Origin of the sequence: Parvibaculum indicum, from assembly GCF_011762095.1 — a bacterium.
Lineage (GTDB): Bacteria > Pseudomonadota > Alphaproteobacteria > Parvibaculales > Parvibaculaceae > Parvibaculum > Parvibaculum indicum.
In genome coordinates this window covers 1-16,091 of sequence record NZ_JAASQO010000008.1, presented here as the reverse complement: position 1 = coordinate 16,091, position 16,091 = coordinate 1, and the positions used below count along the sequence as shown (strand labels likewise).

Below are 16,091 nucleotides of genomic sequence, written 5' to 3'. Positions count from 1 at the left end.
GGCTCAGGCGGTGTCCCGGCTCCCGTCGGCGTGACTGGCAACGCAGTCGATCGGCAGGTCGACATGCACCGTCGTTCCGATATCGGGCGCGCTCTCGATGGAAAGCGCACCGCCATGCAGCTCGGTCAGATGCTTGGCGAGCGGCAGGCCGAGCCCGGTTCCCTCATGGCTGCGCGACAATGTGCCGTCGAGCTGGCTGAAGGGGGCGAGCGCCCGGGGAATGTCGTCCACCTCCATGCCGATGCCGCGATCGGCGACCGAAATGCGCAAGGAGTCGCTTCTCAGACCGGCGCTGACCGTCACGGCGGAACCGGTGTTGGAGAACTTCACCGCATTGGTGAGGAGATTGATCAGGACCTGTTTCAGGGCGCGCTCGTCGACGACGACGGTGAGCGGCGGATCCGGCAACACGCAATTGAGCGAAATGCCTGCCTTTTCGGCGCGGTGATGGACGAGCCGCAAGGCGGAGGAGACGATCGGATTGAGGTCCGCCTCGTCCTCATGGAGCTTGAAATGCCCCGCCTCGATTTTCGACAGGTCCAGAATGTCGTTGATGAGAGTGAGGAGATGCACGCCGCTGTCGTGAATGTCCTCGGCATATTCGCGATAGCGCGGCGAGCCGACGGGGCCGAAAAGTTCGTTCTGCAACGCCTCGGAAAAGCCGATAATCGCGTTGAGCGGCGTCCTCAGCTCATGGCTCATATTGGCGAGGAATTCGGATTTGGACCGGCTGGCCTCATTGGCCATGTCGCGCGCCTGGCGCAGCGTATCGAGCTGGCGGCGCTTTTCGGTCACGTCCTGAAGTCCCACCAGAACGGACCGGCGACCCTTGAACCCCACCGGCGCAACCGATACGGCCACCCAGATCGGGGTTCCGTCGGAGCGGATCAGTTCGACTTCGTTCCCCGCGCCGCGCCCGCCGCTTTCGGCGACCATGCGCAATGACGGCACGACATCGCCGCTGGGAAAGAAGCTCGAGACGTTCAGCTTGCCGTCGCCTTCCTTCTCATACCCCACCAATGCCTGCGCGGCGCTGTTCGCCTGGATCACTTCGAGGCTGCGCGGGTCCACCAGCGCGAGCGGCTGGGGCGCATTGAAGAAGAGGCTTTCGAAACTCTCCTCCGTTTCGCGCATGGCCTGCTCGGCCTCGCGGCGCACATCGATTTCATGGGTGAGCTGTTCGTTCAGTTCGTCCTGCTGACGCATGGTCAGATAGGCTTCGCGGCGCAGACGGTTACTGGCGCGCACGATCTGAACGCCGACCGCATTGGCGGCGAACAGCAGCAGCGCATTCTGAAGCAGCGTCGCCGGATCGTAATTGCCCAGCGCGGGCGCCACCAGAATCGCACAGAATGTCAGCACCAGCGACGCGGCGAGATTGCGCGAGAGCTTGTTCGGCACGCCGACATAGAACGCGAAAAGCACCACGACGATACTCATGATGCCCGTGCTGTAATCCGTGCTGTCCCACCAGAGCGAGAAGGGCGCGATGACGGCGACCAGAAACTGCGCCATGGTGAGCGCGGAGAACAGGCCGTTGAGTTGCGACGGCGTCTTGAAAAGTTTGAGGGCCGCGACAAGCAACAGGAGCGCTGCCAGGCGTCCGGTCGTCACCAGAAAGAAGAGCGGCGTCGGTCCATGGGTGAGGAAATCGAACACGCCCCAGATGACGAACACATAGCAGCCATAGAGCGTGGCGCGGACCCGGGCCCGCAGATCCTTCAGATTGGCGTGCAGGAATTCCTGTTCGAGCGCCGCGTCGGTAAATTCCCCCGTCCAGCGAAGGAACGCCGAATCGCGCGTCCCGCCGGCCGCGTCCGTTCCCGCCGGTTCCACCATGCGCTTTCCCGCCATGTGCTTCATTGTGGCGCCAAGATTCATGGCACACTCCCTTTGCGGCGAAAGCTCGCCCTTCTCCCCTCCGGCATGACGGAAGCCGGTCTTCCTCCTCAAGCTCTCCCGAAGAGCGAGAACAAAGAACGCCTGACAGATCGTCGCCGGTATCCGGCCGAACGCAACGCGCCGGACAGGAGCAACCCTAGGGAACAACCCTAAACAAATGGCAAAACCGCTATTGCGCTTCTGGCCACCGGCGAGCCGGGCGCTTATCGTGCGGAAAAACGCGGACCGGCGCGAAAAAACAGCCGGCAGGACAAGTGGAGGGTTCTGAAGAATGGATCAAAACGGCACGGCACGACCACTTCTCGAAGGCGTCCGGGTACTCGATTTCGGGCGCTACATCGCCGGTCCCTATTGCGCGGCGCTGCTGGGCGATCTCGGCGCGGAAGTCATCCGGGTGGAAAAGCGCGACGGCAGCGAAGACCGCTTCGTGCAGCCCGTCGTGCCCGGCGCGGCGGCGGGCGATGGCGGCGAAGGCGCCATGTATCTGCAGATGAACCGCAACAAGCGCGGTCTCACGCTCGACCCGATGAGCGAAAAAGGCCGCGAGGTCGTGAAGAAGCTCGCCGCCACCGCCGATGTCGTGGTCGCCAACCTGCCGCCTGCGACGCTGAAAGCGATGGGGCTCGATTACGAAAGCCTGAAGGCGGTAAAGCCCGACATCATCCTCACCACCGTCTCCGCCTTCGGCCATGGCGGCCCCTATAGCGAGCGGACGGGCTTCGACGGCGTCACGCAGTCCATGGTGGGCGCATCCTATCTCACCGGCCATCCCGACGAGCCGATGAAATCCTACGCCCCCTGGGTCGATTTCGGCACTGCCTCGCTTTCCGCCTTCGGCACGATGGCCGCGCTGATGGAGCGGGCGCGCTCCGGCGAAGGACAGATGGTGGAAGGGTCGCTTCTGTCGACCGCGCTTTCCTTCTTCAACTTCCACCTGATCGAACAGCAGATGCGCCAGCTCGACCGCGTCGCCATCGGCAATCGCAGTCCTTACGCGGGGCCTGCCGACATCGTGCCGACAAAGGATGGCTGGATTCTCGTACAGGTCATCGGCCAGCCGCTTTTTAAACGCTGGGCGCGGCTGATGGGCGATCCGGAAAAATGGCTCGAAGACCCGCGCTTCAAGGACGACATCTCGCGCGGCGACCATGGCGAGCTGCTTTCGCAGCGCACGCGCGAATGGGCCAGCGAGCGCACCACCGAAGAGGCGCTGGCCGAACTGGAGGCCGCCCGCATTCCCGCCGGGCCCGTCTATTCGCCACAGCAGGCGCTGGACGACCGGCACATCCAGGCGATGGGCTATCTGCACCCCTTCGCCTTTCCGGGCATGGAGGGGGCTGCGCCGATTGCCGAAACGCCGGTGCGCCTGTCGCGCACGCCGGGGGCGCTTCGCCATCGCGCCCCGCAGCTCGGCGAACATACCGACGCCATCCTCGCCTCGCTCGGCTACACTCCCGAAGAGATCGGCGCCATGCGCGCGGACGGAACGATCTGAGCGGAAAATCCGTGCGAAAGGAAACATCCATGTCCGACAAACTCGCCGCCCTGCCCCGCGCGCGGCTTGCCCATCTGCCGACGCCGCTCGACGAACTCCCTCGCCTGCGCGCCGCGCTCGCGGAAATGACGGATAACGGCGTGCCGCGCCTCTTCATCAAGCGCGACGACTGCACCGGGCTCGCCTTCGGAGGCAACAAGACGCGCAAGCTCGAATTCCTGATCGGCGAGGCGTTGGCGGGGGGCTGCGACACCGTCATCACGGCGGGCGCGGCCCAGTCGAACCATGCGCGCCAGACGGCGGCGGCCGCGGCGGCCGCGGGGCTCGACTGCGTTCTCGTGCTGTTCGATACCGTGCCCTATCGGGGCCGCGACTATCGCCGCTCCGGCAATCTGCTTCTGGACGACCTGCTCGGCGCGCGCGTGATCGTGGAGGCGGCGGACGCCGATCCGGCAAAGGTCTTCGAGCGCGTCATGCAGGAACTCGCCTCGCAGGGGCGCAAGGCCTATTTCGTGCCCGTCGGCGGGTCCAACGTCACCGGCACGATGGGCTATGTGAATGCCTATCTGGAACTTTCCGACCAGCTCGAGGCGCGCGGGATATCGGCAAGCCATATCGTGCACGGCTCGTCGAGCGGCGGCACGCAGGCCGGTCTCGTCGCCGGGCAGATGCTGCGTCCGGGCGGCCCCGCCGTGCTGGGCATCAATGTCTATCGCGACGACACCCAGGCCATGGCCAACGGTATTCACGCGCTCGCGGTCAAGACGGCGGAGGCGCTGGGCGCGGAGCTGCCGCCGAACGACGTCGTGGCGCTGGAAGCGGGCTATCTCGGCGAGGGATACGGCATTCCCACCGAGCAGATGCGCCGGGCGGTGGAAACCGTGGCGCGTCTCGAAGGGGTTTTCCTTGACCCGGTTTATTCGGGCAAGGCCATGGCGGGCCTGATCGGCCTCATTCTCGACGGGCGGATGCGCGCGGAAGACAATGTGGTGTTCCTGCACACGGGCGGCGCGCCGGGGCTCTTTGCCTATGCGGAAGAATTTTCGGAACGCTGAGGCGCCTCGCGCTCAACCCTGCGCCGCGGCAAGGCCACGGCGGCGCAGAATGTCGGCCTGATCGAGATAGCCGAGTTCCTCGCGGAAATGCGCCACCAGTTCCAGATAGCGGGAGGCGTGTTCGCGCCTTTCGCCGTCCGACAGGCGCAATTCCTCCAGCAGGCGGTCCTCATAGGCATCGAGATAGGCGTTGACCTGCTTGTTCACGCTGCAGCAATGGCTCTGCGCGCCCACCGCCTCGGCATAGGGCGCGATGCCGTGCAGGAAATGCACGGCGGCCAGCGCCTTGTCGCTGCGGTCTTTCGACGGCGCGACGGCGATATCCGGCCGCTGGGGCGCCCCCCGGCCATAGGCGCCGACCTGCTGCAAGGGCAGCGCCCGCACCAGAATGAGTTCGATGCGCGACAGCTCTTCGGCCAGCGCGACGGAGAATTTGGCGCGCGCGCCGAGCAGGCGCTGCCCCCATTCGCCGCAACGGCGCAGGTCGATCTCCGTCGTCAGCCCCTTTGAAAGGCGCGTGAAGCGTTTCACGTCCTCCAGTAGCTTTTCCAGATCCGTCCGCCCGGGGCGCGCGGCTTCGGCCCGGCCCGCAATGGCTTCCATTTCCGACAGAATATCCTCGCCGAGCACGGCAAGTTCCGTCCGGCTGATCAGGATGTCGTTGCGCTGATGCGCGATGCGGCGCGCCAGACGCAGCACCTGATGCGGTTCGCTCAGCCGGCCCGCCAGGCCGTAAGCGATGTAGATGGCGCGGTCCGGCGCCTCGTCGCCGACTTCGTCGTAAAGCTCCTTGACCTGCGCGACCATGGTCTCGTCGAGATTGGCGATCGGCTTGGGCAGCATCTTCTGGAGCTTCAGCATGGCCGGCGCGATCGCCAGCACATCGGCGATCTTGCGGGCGTCGTCGAGCCCCTCTTCGCCCGACAGCCGGCGCTCCAGTTCCCGGCGATAGGCGGCATCCTTTCTCGTCCGCTCGATCTCGGCGAGCATGGCGCGCGAGGCCGACGCATGCATGACGGACACGGCCGCTTCGAGACCGGCCTTGTCGCCTTCCAGCGTCTTTTCCGTCACATGCCGGCAAAGATCGGGCAGCGCGTCGGGCAGGAGATCGTTTTCGAGCCAGGCCCAGACAAGCGCGATGGCGCTGCGCGAGATCTGCCCCCGTCCCGGGCGTACACCGTCCGTAACCAGAAGATCCTCGAAAGGCTGGCAGAAATGGCGCATGGGATCGGGCAGGCCCGGACGCTCGCCGCCGACCGTGGCCAGAAGCGGACGAAGCGCGGAAATCAGTTCGTCGAAAGGCAGACCCTGCGTGCCGCGAAGTTTCTCGCGCTCCAATCCGTAGGCGAGTTTCAGCAGAGCCGGCTCGGGCAGTTTCTCAAGATACTGCGCCAGCTTCCTGCTCAAGCCTGTATCGGCCGTACTCTCCATAGCTCCGATCCGCCACCTGGAACAGCAACGCGGGCGCGCTCAAACATCCTGCCCGCAAGGCAGCAACGCTAGGTCTTTATATTTAACATTTGGTTCCCGACGCGGGGATGACAACGCCGCGGCGAAAGGCCCGAACGCATATTTCCCGTTCCGCGAAACGCGCGGACGCCGAAAATACGAACGGTACTAAATGTTTACGAGCGCCCCGAAATTATATCGACCGCAGTCCAGATTTCGATTCGCGACGGCGATTGTTCGGTGATAGCGTTAACAACTGGACATCTTCGGTAATCCCGGGGGTGCCCTGATTACTTACTTACTGAAGGCTATCGACGCATATGGCTACCGGAGTCGTTAAGTGGTTCAACGCCACGAAAGGTTATGGGTTCATCGCACCGGAAGACGGCGGCAAGGACGTGTTCGTGCACATCTCGGCTGTTGAACGTGCCGGACAGAAAACACTGCAGGAAGGCCAGTCCATCCAGTACGAACTGGTGGAAGGCCGAAACGGTCGTTTCTCTGCCGAGGAACTCGTTATCGGCTGACACGGCCGCTAACAAGACCTCCGGCCGGGTTTCCCGGCCCTACAAGTTCGAGACCCCCCACCCCCAGCTGGGGGGTCTTTCTTTTGTCCCAGGCCGCCGCCGGCGGCGCCGTCGTCATCGTCCGGCGCGCGGCCGGCGCTTCCCTGCGACGACCGGACCGATGAAAGACCCGAAACGCCGTTGCGCGGTCTATGGTTCCCGGAAACGATTCTGGATTGCGCCATGATCAGCCCAAGTCTGCTTCAAAGCCGTGTTGAGAGTTTCATCTGGGAACCGATGGACGAAGACCAGCCGTTCTGGCGCCGGGTTCTCGTCACGTCGCTGCGGATTTCCTGGGTCGTCATTCGCGACCTGCTTGCGGGCTCGCTCAATCTCAGGGCGATGAGCCTGGTCTATACGACGCTGCTTTCGATCGTCCCGGCGCTGGCCATCGGCTTCGCCATCGCCCGGGCCTTCGGTTTCGACAGCTATATCGAGAGCATGCTCTCCGACTTCCTCTCCCCGCTCGGCGATCAGGGCGCGGAGGTCACGCAGCGCATGATGGAATTCGTGCAGCGCGTGAACGCCAATGTGCTGGGCACGGTCGGTTTCGCCTTCCTCATCTACACCGTCGTTTCGATGATCAAGAAGGTGGAAGAAGCCTTCAACGCGATCTGGCATGTCGAGGCGAGCCGGTCGATCACCCAGCAATTCACCGAGCTTGTCAGCATGGGGCTGCTCGGCCCCATCGTCGCCTTCACCTTTGCCGGCATCGCGGCGGGCGCGCTGTCCAATTCGATGGTCGGCTCGGTCGTGGAATGGGGGCCGGTGCGGTTCATCGTCGAGCAGGGAACCCGCGCCCTTCCCTATATCGTGCTGATCGGCGCCTTCACCTTCATCTATGCGCTGATCCCCAATACGCGGGTGCGGCTTTCCTCCGCCTTTGCCGGTGCCGCGATCGCGGGCATTACCTGGGGCGCGGTCGGATGGGGCTTTGCCACCTTCGTGGTGAAGTCGGCGCAGACGGTCGCCATCTATTCCGCCTTTGCCAGTCTCGTGGTCTTCATGTTCTGGCTCTATGCGGCCTGGCTGATCCTGCTGGGCGGCTGTGCGATCTCCTTCTATTTCCAGAACCGGCGGCATCTCTCGCCCGTGGCGGGGATCGGCTATCTCAACTCCTCCCAGCTTGAGCGGATGTCGGTTCAGGCCCTGCTGCTCATTCACGAATCCTTCTCGAAGGGGCACACGCCCTGGACGGAGGAAACGCTGTCGCGGCGGCTGCACCTGCCGATGGAGGCAGTCGGCCAGATATCCCGGGCGCTGCGCAAGGCGGGGCTCCTGAACCTGACCGGCGACAGCCCGGCCCGCTTCGTGCCCGGCAAACCGGGCGACCGGACCAGCGTCACCGACGTGCTCGCCGCCGTGCGCCACCGCAAAGCCGCGGAACAGGCGATCCAGTCGAGTAGTTTCGCCAGGGAGCCGCGCGTGGAAACGCTTTTCGCCAGGCTTGCGGAGCGGGAAGAAGAGATTACCGACGACGTCACCATACAGACCCTGATCGACCGGGACGGCGATCCGCAGGAGACCGCGAATCCGGCGAAACCGCGCGCCGTCAGCGGCGATTGATTCGTCTTCAATGCGCAGCCGCCATACGGCTCGCAGCGCCGGTGGCGCGCAGACCCGAACACTCCGGTAAATTATCCGGCGGCGTCCGCCTACGGAAAATCCCCGAAATACGCGCCTTTGTTTCCACATGATGCAGTGTCGGGAAACTTGTCACATACATCCCCTTGACGCGGGACGCATCGGGATTCACGGTTAAGTCCCGTGTTCAACAAGGAAAGGAGGTGATCCGATGTCTAACGGTTTAGTGACACCGTTTGCCATCGCCCGGATTTCGATTCCGACTCAGGATCGTGAGGCGAGGTGGACAAGGACGGACACTTCCGGGACCCTTTCCACCTGATCTCATATTCCATTCGCCGCCCCCACGGGGCGGCAGTCGACCGAACATCCGGCACGCAGACGGGGCGGCCTGACGACAGCACAAATAGCAGGTCGCGTCGCAACCGTTCCGAACTGGCCGCCGCACTCCCCGAGGGGAATGCGGCGGCCTTTTCATTTGTATGGAATGAGACCGGTCCGTCGACGGACGATCAGTTGACGATCTGCCAGCTTCCGTCCCGCATCCGGCAGGCCGTGCCATGGGCATTGCGGGCCCGGTTGTTGATATAGATGGTCTGCTCATATTCGCGGCAGTGGCGGCCGGCGCGTTCATAGCTGGCAGCCGGCGTCACATAGCCGTAATTGCCGCTATCGGGATTGCGCCACTGCGTCCGGCGGCCGCCCGCCAGCGCATCGTAGGAGGCACGCTCGACATAGGGCCGGTCGCGGCGATCCAGATTGCCGGCGATGTTCTGGCCCAGCATGGCGCCCACCAGCACGCCTGCGCCTGTCGTGAAGAGCTTGCCGTCGCCGCCGCCGAATTGCGAGCCGATCAGGCCGCCGATCAAGGCGCCGCCGATGGCGCCCAGCATATCCTTGCCACGGTCGTTTCCGTCATTGCCGTAATACGACCCGCCGCGATTGCCATAGTCGTAACGGCTGTCATACCGGTTGTCGTAGCGCTGCTGGTCGTAGCGATTGTTGTACTGGTCGTAGGAATAGCGCGGCCCGGCATTCGCCATGGTGCTCGCGGCGGACATGCCGAGGACCAAAGCCACGGCGGTCGCCATTTTCGTCACACGGGAGAAGGTCATTTCGGCACCCCTTTCGGATGTTGTTCAAGCCGGCTTTCCGGCTGCGATAGGGAACACATTATCGGGGGGTGCTTGAGCGAGCCCTGAATGCGGCGTTCATCCGCCGTTCAGCTTCGCGGGGCGGGTAAATCGAGGGAAACGCCCTCTCGTCCGACATCGACCGTCACCCCGGGCTTCGTCCCGGAGCCCAGGGGCCGCAAGGCAAAGAGGTTGTCGCCTCTGGATCCCGGCACAAGGCCGGGAGGACACCGAATGCCCTCTCTACTCGCCCGCTTGCGGCAGCCGCACCTCGGCGCGCAGGCCGCCCGTGGCGGCATCGGCGAGCGTCAGGTCGCCACCATAAAGCTCGGCGATTTCCGTCACGATGGAAAGACCGAGGCCGGAGCCGGGTTTGGATTCATCGAGCCGCGCGCCGCGCTTGAGCGCCGCCGCGCGCTTTTCCGCCGGCAGGCCCGGCCCGTCATCCTCGATGGCGAGCAGGAAGAAGGGCCGCCCCTTGCGGCGCTCGGCAAGCGGCGTCAGTTCCACGCGCACAGTGCTTTCCGCCCATTTACAGGCATTGTCGAGAAGATTGCCTGCGATCTCTTCGAGATCCTGCGCTTCGCCGCGAAAGCCCAGCCCGTCCGGTGCGATCAGTTCGATGTGGATGCCCCGTTCGGCATAGATGCGTTCCAGCGTGCGCGAAAGCCGCTTCATCACATCGGCCGCGTCGCTATGGGCGCCCAGCACATTGGCCGAGGCGGCCATGCGCGCCCGCGCCAGATGATGGTCGATCTGTTCACGCATCTGGCCCGCGGTCTTGTCCACCAGCTCGCCGAATTCACCGTCCTGCGCGCGGGCTTCGTTGGACAGGATGCTGAGCGGCGTCTTCAGCGCATGGGCGAGATTGCCGACATGGGTCCGCGCGCGTTCCAGCACTTCGCGATTGCCCTCCAGCAGGCCGTTCAGCTCGTCGGCCAGCGGTTCGATCTCGCTGGGGAAATCGCCTTCGAGCCGCATCGCTCGGCCGGAGCGGATATTCGCCAGCGACAGGCGCACCCGGTCGAGCGGTTGCAGGCCGAAGCGCACCTGAATGAGCAGCGCGCCGAGCAGCACGATGCCCAGCACACCCATCGAGGCGGCGACCCATCCGTTGAAGGTGGAGATTTCCGCTTCCATTTCCGCGCGGTCGGCGGCAACGGCGAAGGACACCGGCACATCGTAGCCCGGCAGCGAGATACGCCGCTCCAGCACGCGCAGATGCTGGCCTTCCGGCCCGGTCGCGCCGAAGGCCTTGATGCCGTTTTCGCCGCGCTCGACCTGCTTGCCCGCGTCGATATCGAGTTTCTGATCGAAGAGCGAGCGCGAGCGCAAGGGCGCGCGGGGAGCGAGCGGCGCGATCTGCCAGTAGAGGCCCGAATAGGCGAAATCGAAGCGGCTCTCGCTGAGCTTCTGCGTCCGTTCCAGCTTCCCCTCCGCCGTCACGTCCGTGCTGGCGATGAGGCTGTCCAGCATGGAAGCGAGCCGCGCATCGAAACCGCGCTCGACCGTTCCCCTGAACAATGTGGAGAGGATGATCCCGCCCGCCACGAGGACGATGGAACTCCAGAAGGCCGCGCCCGCGACGAGGCGGAAGGCAAGACTACTAGACCGCATCTTCCGGCGCCGTCAGGCGGTAGCCGAGGCCCCGCACGGTCTCGATCAGATCCTTGCCGAGCTTGCGGCGCAGGCGCCCCACGAATACTTCGATCGTGTTCGAGTCGCGGTCGAAATCCTGGTCGTAGAGATGTTCCACCAGTTCGGTGCGCGAGATGACGCGGCCCTGATGATGCATCAGATAGGAAAGCAGCCTGTATTCGAGCGAGGTGAGTTTCACCGCCTTGCCGTTCACCGTCACGCGCGACGTGCGCGTGTCGATCATCAGCGGCCCGCATTCCAGTTCGCTCGACGCATGGCCCGCCGCCCGGCGCAAGAGCGCGCGCAGCCGCGCCAGCACTTCCTCCATATAGAAGGGCTTGGCCACATAATCGTCCGCGCCCGCGTCGAAGCCTGCCACCTTGTCCGACCAGCGGTCGCGCGCGGTCAGGATCAGCACCGGCATGGCCTTGCCGTCGCGCCGCCATTTTTCGAGCACGGTCACGCCGTCCATTTCCGGCAGGCCGAGATCGAGCACCACGGCGTCATAGGGTTCGGTATCGCCAAGGAAATGGCCTTCCTCGCCATCCGTGGCGCTGTCCACCACATAGCCGGCTTCCTGCAGCGCGCTCACGAGCTGCCGGTTCAGATCCGGGTCGTCTTCCACCACCAGAAGCCGCATGGGGGTCCCTCCTATCTCGCGCCGAGAATTTTGCCGGAGCGGGCGTCGACGGTGACGATCCTAACGCTGCCGTCGTTCATGCGCATCTTCACCTTGTAGACGGCGCGTCCGCCCGCCTGCACGAGGCGCGAATCCAGATGCCGACCGGGAAAACGCGCCCGCACGCGCGGCAGGATCTGCTCCAGCGACAGGATATTGCCCGCCTTCACCGCATTGCGCGCATTGTCCTGATCGGAACTCGCCCCAAGAAGCGGACGGCCGACATAGCCTTGCAGACGCGGGGACGCCGCCCCGTTGCCGAAGGAGAGCCCGTCCGCATGGGCGGCCGTCCCGGCAAGCGCGAACGCCGCCGCCAGCAGGGCGGTCCGCGCGGCCCCGGCCATGAAGCGATATGTGGACTGCGAAATCATAGGCGGACCCTAGACCGTCCTCACTGAACCCCGGATGAACGGCGGATTACGCCCTCGCGGAAAGATCAGAACCCTTCAAAGCTCACGATTTCCCCGAGCGGCGCGCGATCCGTCCGGAGCCGGTTAATGGGCGCGCTTTCGTCCATGTAGCCCAGCCCCATGCCGCAGAACAGCATAAGCTCTTCGGGCATGTCCACAAATTCGACAATGGTCTTGTGCCAGATCGCCCAGGCTTCCTGCGGAGCGGTGTGGAGCCCGTATTCGCGCGCCAGCAGCATGACCGACTGCATGAACATGCCGAGATCGGCCCATTGGCCGAGGCCCATCTGCCGGTCGATGGCGAAGAAGAGCGCGACCGGCGCGCCGAAAAACTCGAAATTCTTCGCGAATTGCTCAAGCCGTCCCGCCTTGTCCTCGCGCGCCACGCCGATGGAGGCATACATATCCTCGCCGCATTTGAAACGGCGGCTGCGATAGGGGTCGGTCAGCCCCTTGGGATAGATGTCGTATTCCGTCCCCTCGCCGAAGGGATTGTCCTTCGCCTTCTCGCGGATGATGCCCAGAAACTCTTCGAGCTTCTTTCCGGTCAGCGCATAGACATGCCAGGGCTGGAGGTTGCCGCCGGACGGCGCATATTTCGCCGTCTCCAGCAGCTCGCGCAGCGTCGCTTCCGTCACGGGCTTGTCCAGAAAGGCGCGGCAGGTAATGCGCGTCTTCAACGCTTCGGACACATTCATGGGAGATACCTCTGTTTGCGGTTCGATGAATACCGTTAGCGCGCGGTCACGAAGGGCCAAAGCGCATCGGCGCCGCGTGTGATCGTCTGGCGGCCAAGCTGCTCGGCCCAATGCGCGCCCGCGCCGAATTCCGCCCGCCAGGACCAGAGCCTGCGCGTGGCGTAGTGCAGCCCGTGCTCATAGGTGAAGCCGATGGCGCCATGCACCTGATGCGCGATGGACGTGGCGAGATTGGCCGCGTCGTCGGCGCGAACCTTGGCGACCGCGATCTCGAAGGAGGGATCGTCCTGCCTGTCGGCGCTGGCGCAGGCATGGGCCGCCGCCGTTCCCGCCGCCGCGGCCTGCGTCGACAGCACGGCAAGCTGCTGCTGGATCGCCTGGAACTTGCCGATCTCGCGGCCGAACTGCTTTCGCTCATTCGCATATTGAACGCTCTGGCGCAGCAGATAGGCAAGCGCGCCCGCCATCTGCGCGGCGCGGATGAGTGCGCCGTAAAGTGCCAGTGCGTCTCCGTCGAGCCCGGCGGGTTTCGCGCTTGCCGCCGCGCCGTCGAAGGTCAGCGTGTCGCGCGGCTCGCGCGCCACATTGATGTCTTCCTCGATGGCCGCGCCGTCGAGCGCCACGAGCACGGCCTGCGCCCCGACCTCGCCGTCGATGAGCGTCACGGCATGTTTCGCATTCCGGCCCCAGGGCACGCGGGTCGCCCTGCCCGACAGCCTGTCGCCATCGAGGCGGAACTCGCCCTCCATCACGGTGAGAACGCCGTCCGGCACCGCGATCCCCGCCTTGTCGAGCAGCCAGCTTGCCAGCACCGCCTCGGCGATGGGCAGCGGGGCGGCATGTTCGCCCGCCGCCTTCAGCACCGCATTGGCGTCGGCCCATGTGCCGCCCGCGCCGCCCTTATCTTCCGCGACCAATACGCGGGTCAGGCCGTTCGCCTCCACTTCGTCCCAGAGCGCCTGCGGGAACTCGCCGCTTTCAGCCTTTTCCAGAAGCTGTTTCGTCACGCGGTCGCCGAGCAGGCCGTTCACGCTGTCGGAGAGGATCGTCTGCAATTCGTTCATGTCTCTTTCCTCCCTCAGCGCAGGCCCAGGCCGCGCGCGATGATGCCGCGCAGGATTTCGCGTGTGCCGCCCCGCAGCGAGAAGGACGGTGTGACCTGCGTCAGATAGCCGAGCACCTGTTCGAAATCGCTGCCGGTGCCGATATGCGCCTCGATCCCCGTCATCTCATGCGCGATCACCGGCATGTTCTGCTCGAAGACGGCGCCGAGATCCTTCACCACGCTCGCTTCCAGCGCCGGGTTCTCGCCCTCGTTCAGCATCCCCGCCACCGAGAGCGACATCTGTCTCAACGTCGTCAGATGCGCGACGAGACGGCCGATTTCGGCGGCGCCCTTCTCGCCCTTCTGCTTTTCGAGTTCGCGGATGAGTTCCACCATCAGGATGAAACTCGACAGATAGCGTTCGGGACCGGAGCGCTCGAAGGCGAGTTCCGCCGTCACCTGCGCCCAGCCGCTGCCTTCGGTACCCACCAGCATCTCGTCGGGCACGAAGACGTCGGTGAAGTTCACCTCGTTGAAATGCGCATGCCCCGACAGGTCCGTGATCGGACGGATGGTGATGCCGGGCAGCGTCAGGTCGACGAGAAACTGCGTCAGCCCGCCATGCTTGTCATCATTGTCGGTGCGGAAAAGCGCGATCATGTAATGCGCCTTATGCGCATTGGAGGTCCACAGCTTCGTCCCGTTCACCTTGTAGCCGCCATCGACCTTTTCGGCGCGGGTGCGCGTCGCGGCGAGGTCGGAGCCTGAATCGGGCTCGCTCATGCCGATGCACATGAAGCATTCGCCCTTCGCCACCTTGGGCAGGATTGTCTGGCGCTGCTCCTCGGTGCCGAATTTCAGCAGCAGCGGCCCCGACTGGCGGTCGCCTATCCAGTGGCCGCCCACCGGCGCGCCCGCGGCCAGCACCTCTTCCAGCATCACATAGCGGTCGAAGAAACTTCTCTCATGGCCACCGTATTTTTGGGGCCATGTCATGCCGATCCAGCCCTTTTCGCCCATCTTGCGGCTGAAATCGGCGTCGAAGCCGCTCCAGGTCTGGGCGCGCGTCACGGCGGGGATCTCCGCCAGTTCCTTTTTCAGGAAGGCGCGAATGTCCTGCCGGAGCCCTTCGGTCTCGCCCGGCAATTCGCATAGATCGAAGCGGAATTCCTGCATCTTGCTCCCCGTTCTGTCTTTTATCCTGTTGCCGGCGGGTCAGGTCACCAGCGCCGTGGTACCGCCATCGACGCGGATATTGAGCGCGTTGATCGCGCCCGCCCGCGCACTGGCGATGAAGACCACCACATCGGCGATTTCCTCCGGACGCGGAACATGCCCGGTCAGGTTACCCATGAATTCCTTCAGCACATGCGGCTCGACCTCGTCCCAGGTGTCGCCCCAGCCCTTTTTCCGGCCGCGCTCGATGAAGCGTTCTTCCACTTCCTTCGTGCGGATGAGGCCGGGGCTGACGAGGTTCACCGTGACGCCGGTGCCGGCGAGATCCTTGGCCAGGCTCACCGTCATGGTCGCCATGGCGCCCTTCGCGGCATAGTAGTGCGGCATGCGGGCGGCCGGTTCGGTCGATCCGATCGTGCCCAGATTGACGATGCGGCCCCAGCCTTTCGCCTTCATGCCGTCCATCAGCCCGCGCGTCACGCGCACGGCGGACAGCACGTTCTTTTCATAGGCCTCGATCCAGTCCAGCGTTCCGGACTTCGCCCATGAACCGGCATCTGCAGTGCCATAATTGTTGACAAGAATGTCCACATCGCCCAGCGCGGCTTGCGTCTCGCGCAATAATTGCGCCGCGCCGTCATCGGTGAGGATGTCGCCTTCCAGCGCGGAAGCCGCGCCGCCCTGTTCGCGAATTTCATGCGCAACGGTTTCCGCCTCGGCGAGCGCGAATCCATGCACGCCGACATGCGCACCCTCGGCGGCGAGCGCATGCGCGATCATGCGGCCCGTGCCCCGATAGGATCCGGTCACGAGCGCCGTCTTTCCGGCAAGCTGCAAATCCATGGGCTGCTCCCTGCTCGCGGCCCGTTTTGCCGGGCTCGTCGTCGTTCAACGCGGCAAGCATTTTAGCAGGTTACATGGCCCATGTCGCAGGCGCGGCAAGACATCAAGGGGAGAATTCGCGAAAGACGAAAAGCAGGCGAGGATGACGTTGCGTCGAATGCACACAGGCTTCCGGCACCGCGCATCCGCCGGAACCTGTTGCCTAAATATCTGGATATCTGGCCGAATCGAACAAGGGGAAAACAGTCAATGACAATGTGTGTGATTCACCATAAATTTTGTACTTTCCACTCACAGAATATTTTGTGCATAAAGGGGGAATACGTAAGCGGTGTTGTAGCCCCACCTTTCGCATTTTGAGGTGATGATTGATTTTGCTTCCCGTTGATTGGCGGGAAGGAGTTTCTCCATGGAGGCT

Annotated in this window: 14 protein-coding genes; 4 read left to right on the top strand and 10 right to left on the bottom strand. The window is 64.2% G+C overall.

What is annotated here, in order from left to right:
- Positions 1-3: 3 nt before the first annotated feature.
- Complete coding sequence (locus tag FHS78_RS10960; protein ID WP_167094154.1) at positions 4-1,881, bottom strand: PAS domain-containing sensor histidine kinase; 1,878 nt, start codon at positions 1,879-1,881, stop codon at positions 4-6.
- A gap of 292 nt (positions 1,882-2,173) precedes the next feature.
- On the opposite strand from FHS78_RS10960, the gene FHS78_RS10955 reads away from it, so the two are divergent.
- Complete coding sequence (locus FHS78_RS10955) at positions 2,174-3,397, top strand: CaiB/BaiF CoA transferase family protein (protein WP_167094152.1); 1,224 nt, start codon at positions 2,174-2,176, stop codon at positions 3,395-3,397.
- A 29-nt stretch (positions 3,398-3,426) separates the two neighbouring features.
- Entirely contained in the window at positions 3,427-4,452 is a 1,026-nt protein-coding gene (locus FHS78_RS10950) for a D-cysteine desulfhydrase family protein (protein WP_167094150.1), read from the top strand.
- A gap of 12 nt (positions 4,453-4,464) precedes the next feature.
- Here FHS78_RS10950 and FHS78_RS10945 read toward each other — a convergent pair whose 3' ends face one another.
- On the bottom strand, positions 4,465-5,859 hold the full coding sequence (locus FHS78_RS10945) for a hypothetical protein (RefSeq protein WP_167094148.1): 1,395 nt from the start codon (positions 5,857-5,859) through the stop codon (positions 4,465-4,467).
- Positions 5,860-6,221: 362 nt separating this feature from the next.
- Here FHS78_RS10945 and FHS78_RS10940 point away from each other — a divergent pair, with 362 nt between their 5' ends.
- On the top strand, positions 6,222-6,428 hold the full coding sequence (locus FHS78_RS10940; RefSeq protein WP_167094146.1) for a cold-shock protein: 207 nt from the start codon (positions 6,222-6,224) through the stop codon (positions 6,426-6,428).
- 222 nt (positions 6,429-6,650) lie between these two features.
- Positions 6,651-8,033, top strand: coding sequence for a YhjD/YihY/BrkB family envelope integrity protein (locus FHS78_RS10935; protein ID WP_167094144.1), 1,383 nt, complete (start codon positions 6,651-6,653; stop codon positions 8,031-8,033).
- Between the two features lie 530 nt (positions 8,034-8,563).
- Here the strand turns inward: FHS78_RS10935 and FHS78_RS10930 are convergent.
- The 8 genes from FHS78_RS10930 to FHS78_RS10895 form a co-directional block, all read right to left on the bottom strand.
- A complete protein-coding gene (locus FHS78_RS10930) occupies positions 8,564-9,166 on the bottom strand; it encodes an RT0821/Lpp0805 family surface protein (protein WP_167094142.1) in 603 nt (200 codons plus the stop codon).
- A 261-nt stretch (positions 9,167-9,427) separates the two neighbouring features.
- A complete protein-coding gene (locus tag FHS78_RS10925; protein WP_167094140.1) occupies positions 9,428-10,801 on the bottom strand; it encodes a sensor histidine kinase in 1,374 nt (457 codons plus the stop codon).
- Positions 10,791-11,462, bottom strand: a complete 672-nt coding sequence (locus FHS78_RS10920; protein WP_167094138.1) for a response regulator — start codon at positions 11,460-11,462, stop codon at positions 10,791-10,793. Before FHS78_RS10920 ends, FHS78_RS10925 begins: the two co-directional genes overlap by 11 nt.
- An 11-nt stretch (positions 11,463-11,473) precedes the next feature.
- A complete protein-coding gene (locus FHS78_RS10915) occupies positions 11,474-11,872 on the bottom strand; it encodes a PepSY domain-containing protein (RefSeq protein ID WP_167094136.1) in 399 nt (132 codons plus the stop codon).
- A 65-nt stretch (positions 11,873-11,937) separates the two neighbouring features.
- Positions 11,938-12,609, bottom strand: coding sequence for a nitroreductase (locus FHS78_RS10910; protein WP_167094134.1), 672 nt, complete (start codon positions 12,607-12,609; stop codon positions 11,938-11,940).
- A gap of 35 nt (positions 12,610-12,644) precedes the next feature.
- Positions 12,645-13,673 (bottom strand): acyl-CoA dehydrogenase family protein, encoded by a 1,029-nt coding sequence (locus FHS78_RS10905; RefSeq protein WP_167094132.1) that lies wholly within the window; start codon positions 13,671-13,673, stop codon positions 12,645-12,647.
- Positions 13,674-13,687: 14 nt separating this feature from the next.
- Positions 13,688-14,830: an acyl-CoA dehydrogenase family protein gene (locus FHS78_RS10900; protein ID WP_167094130.1), complete on the bottom strand. Its 1,143-nt coding sequence runs from the start codon at positions 14,828-14,830 to the stop codon at positions 13,688-13,690.
- 39 nt (positions 14,831-14,869) lie between these two features.
- Positions 14,870-15,673 carry an SDR family NAD(P)-dependent oxidoreductase gene (locus FHS78_RS10895; RefSeq protein WP_167094129.1) on the bottom strand — a complete coding sequence of 268 codons (804 nt, stop codon included), beginning with the start codon at positions 15,671-15,673 and terminating at the stop codon, positions 14,870-14,872.
- Positions 15,674-16,091: the final 418 nt, after the last annotated feature.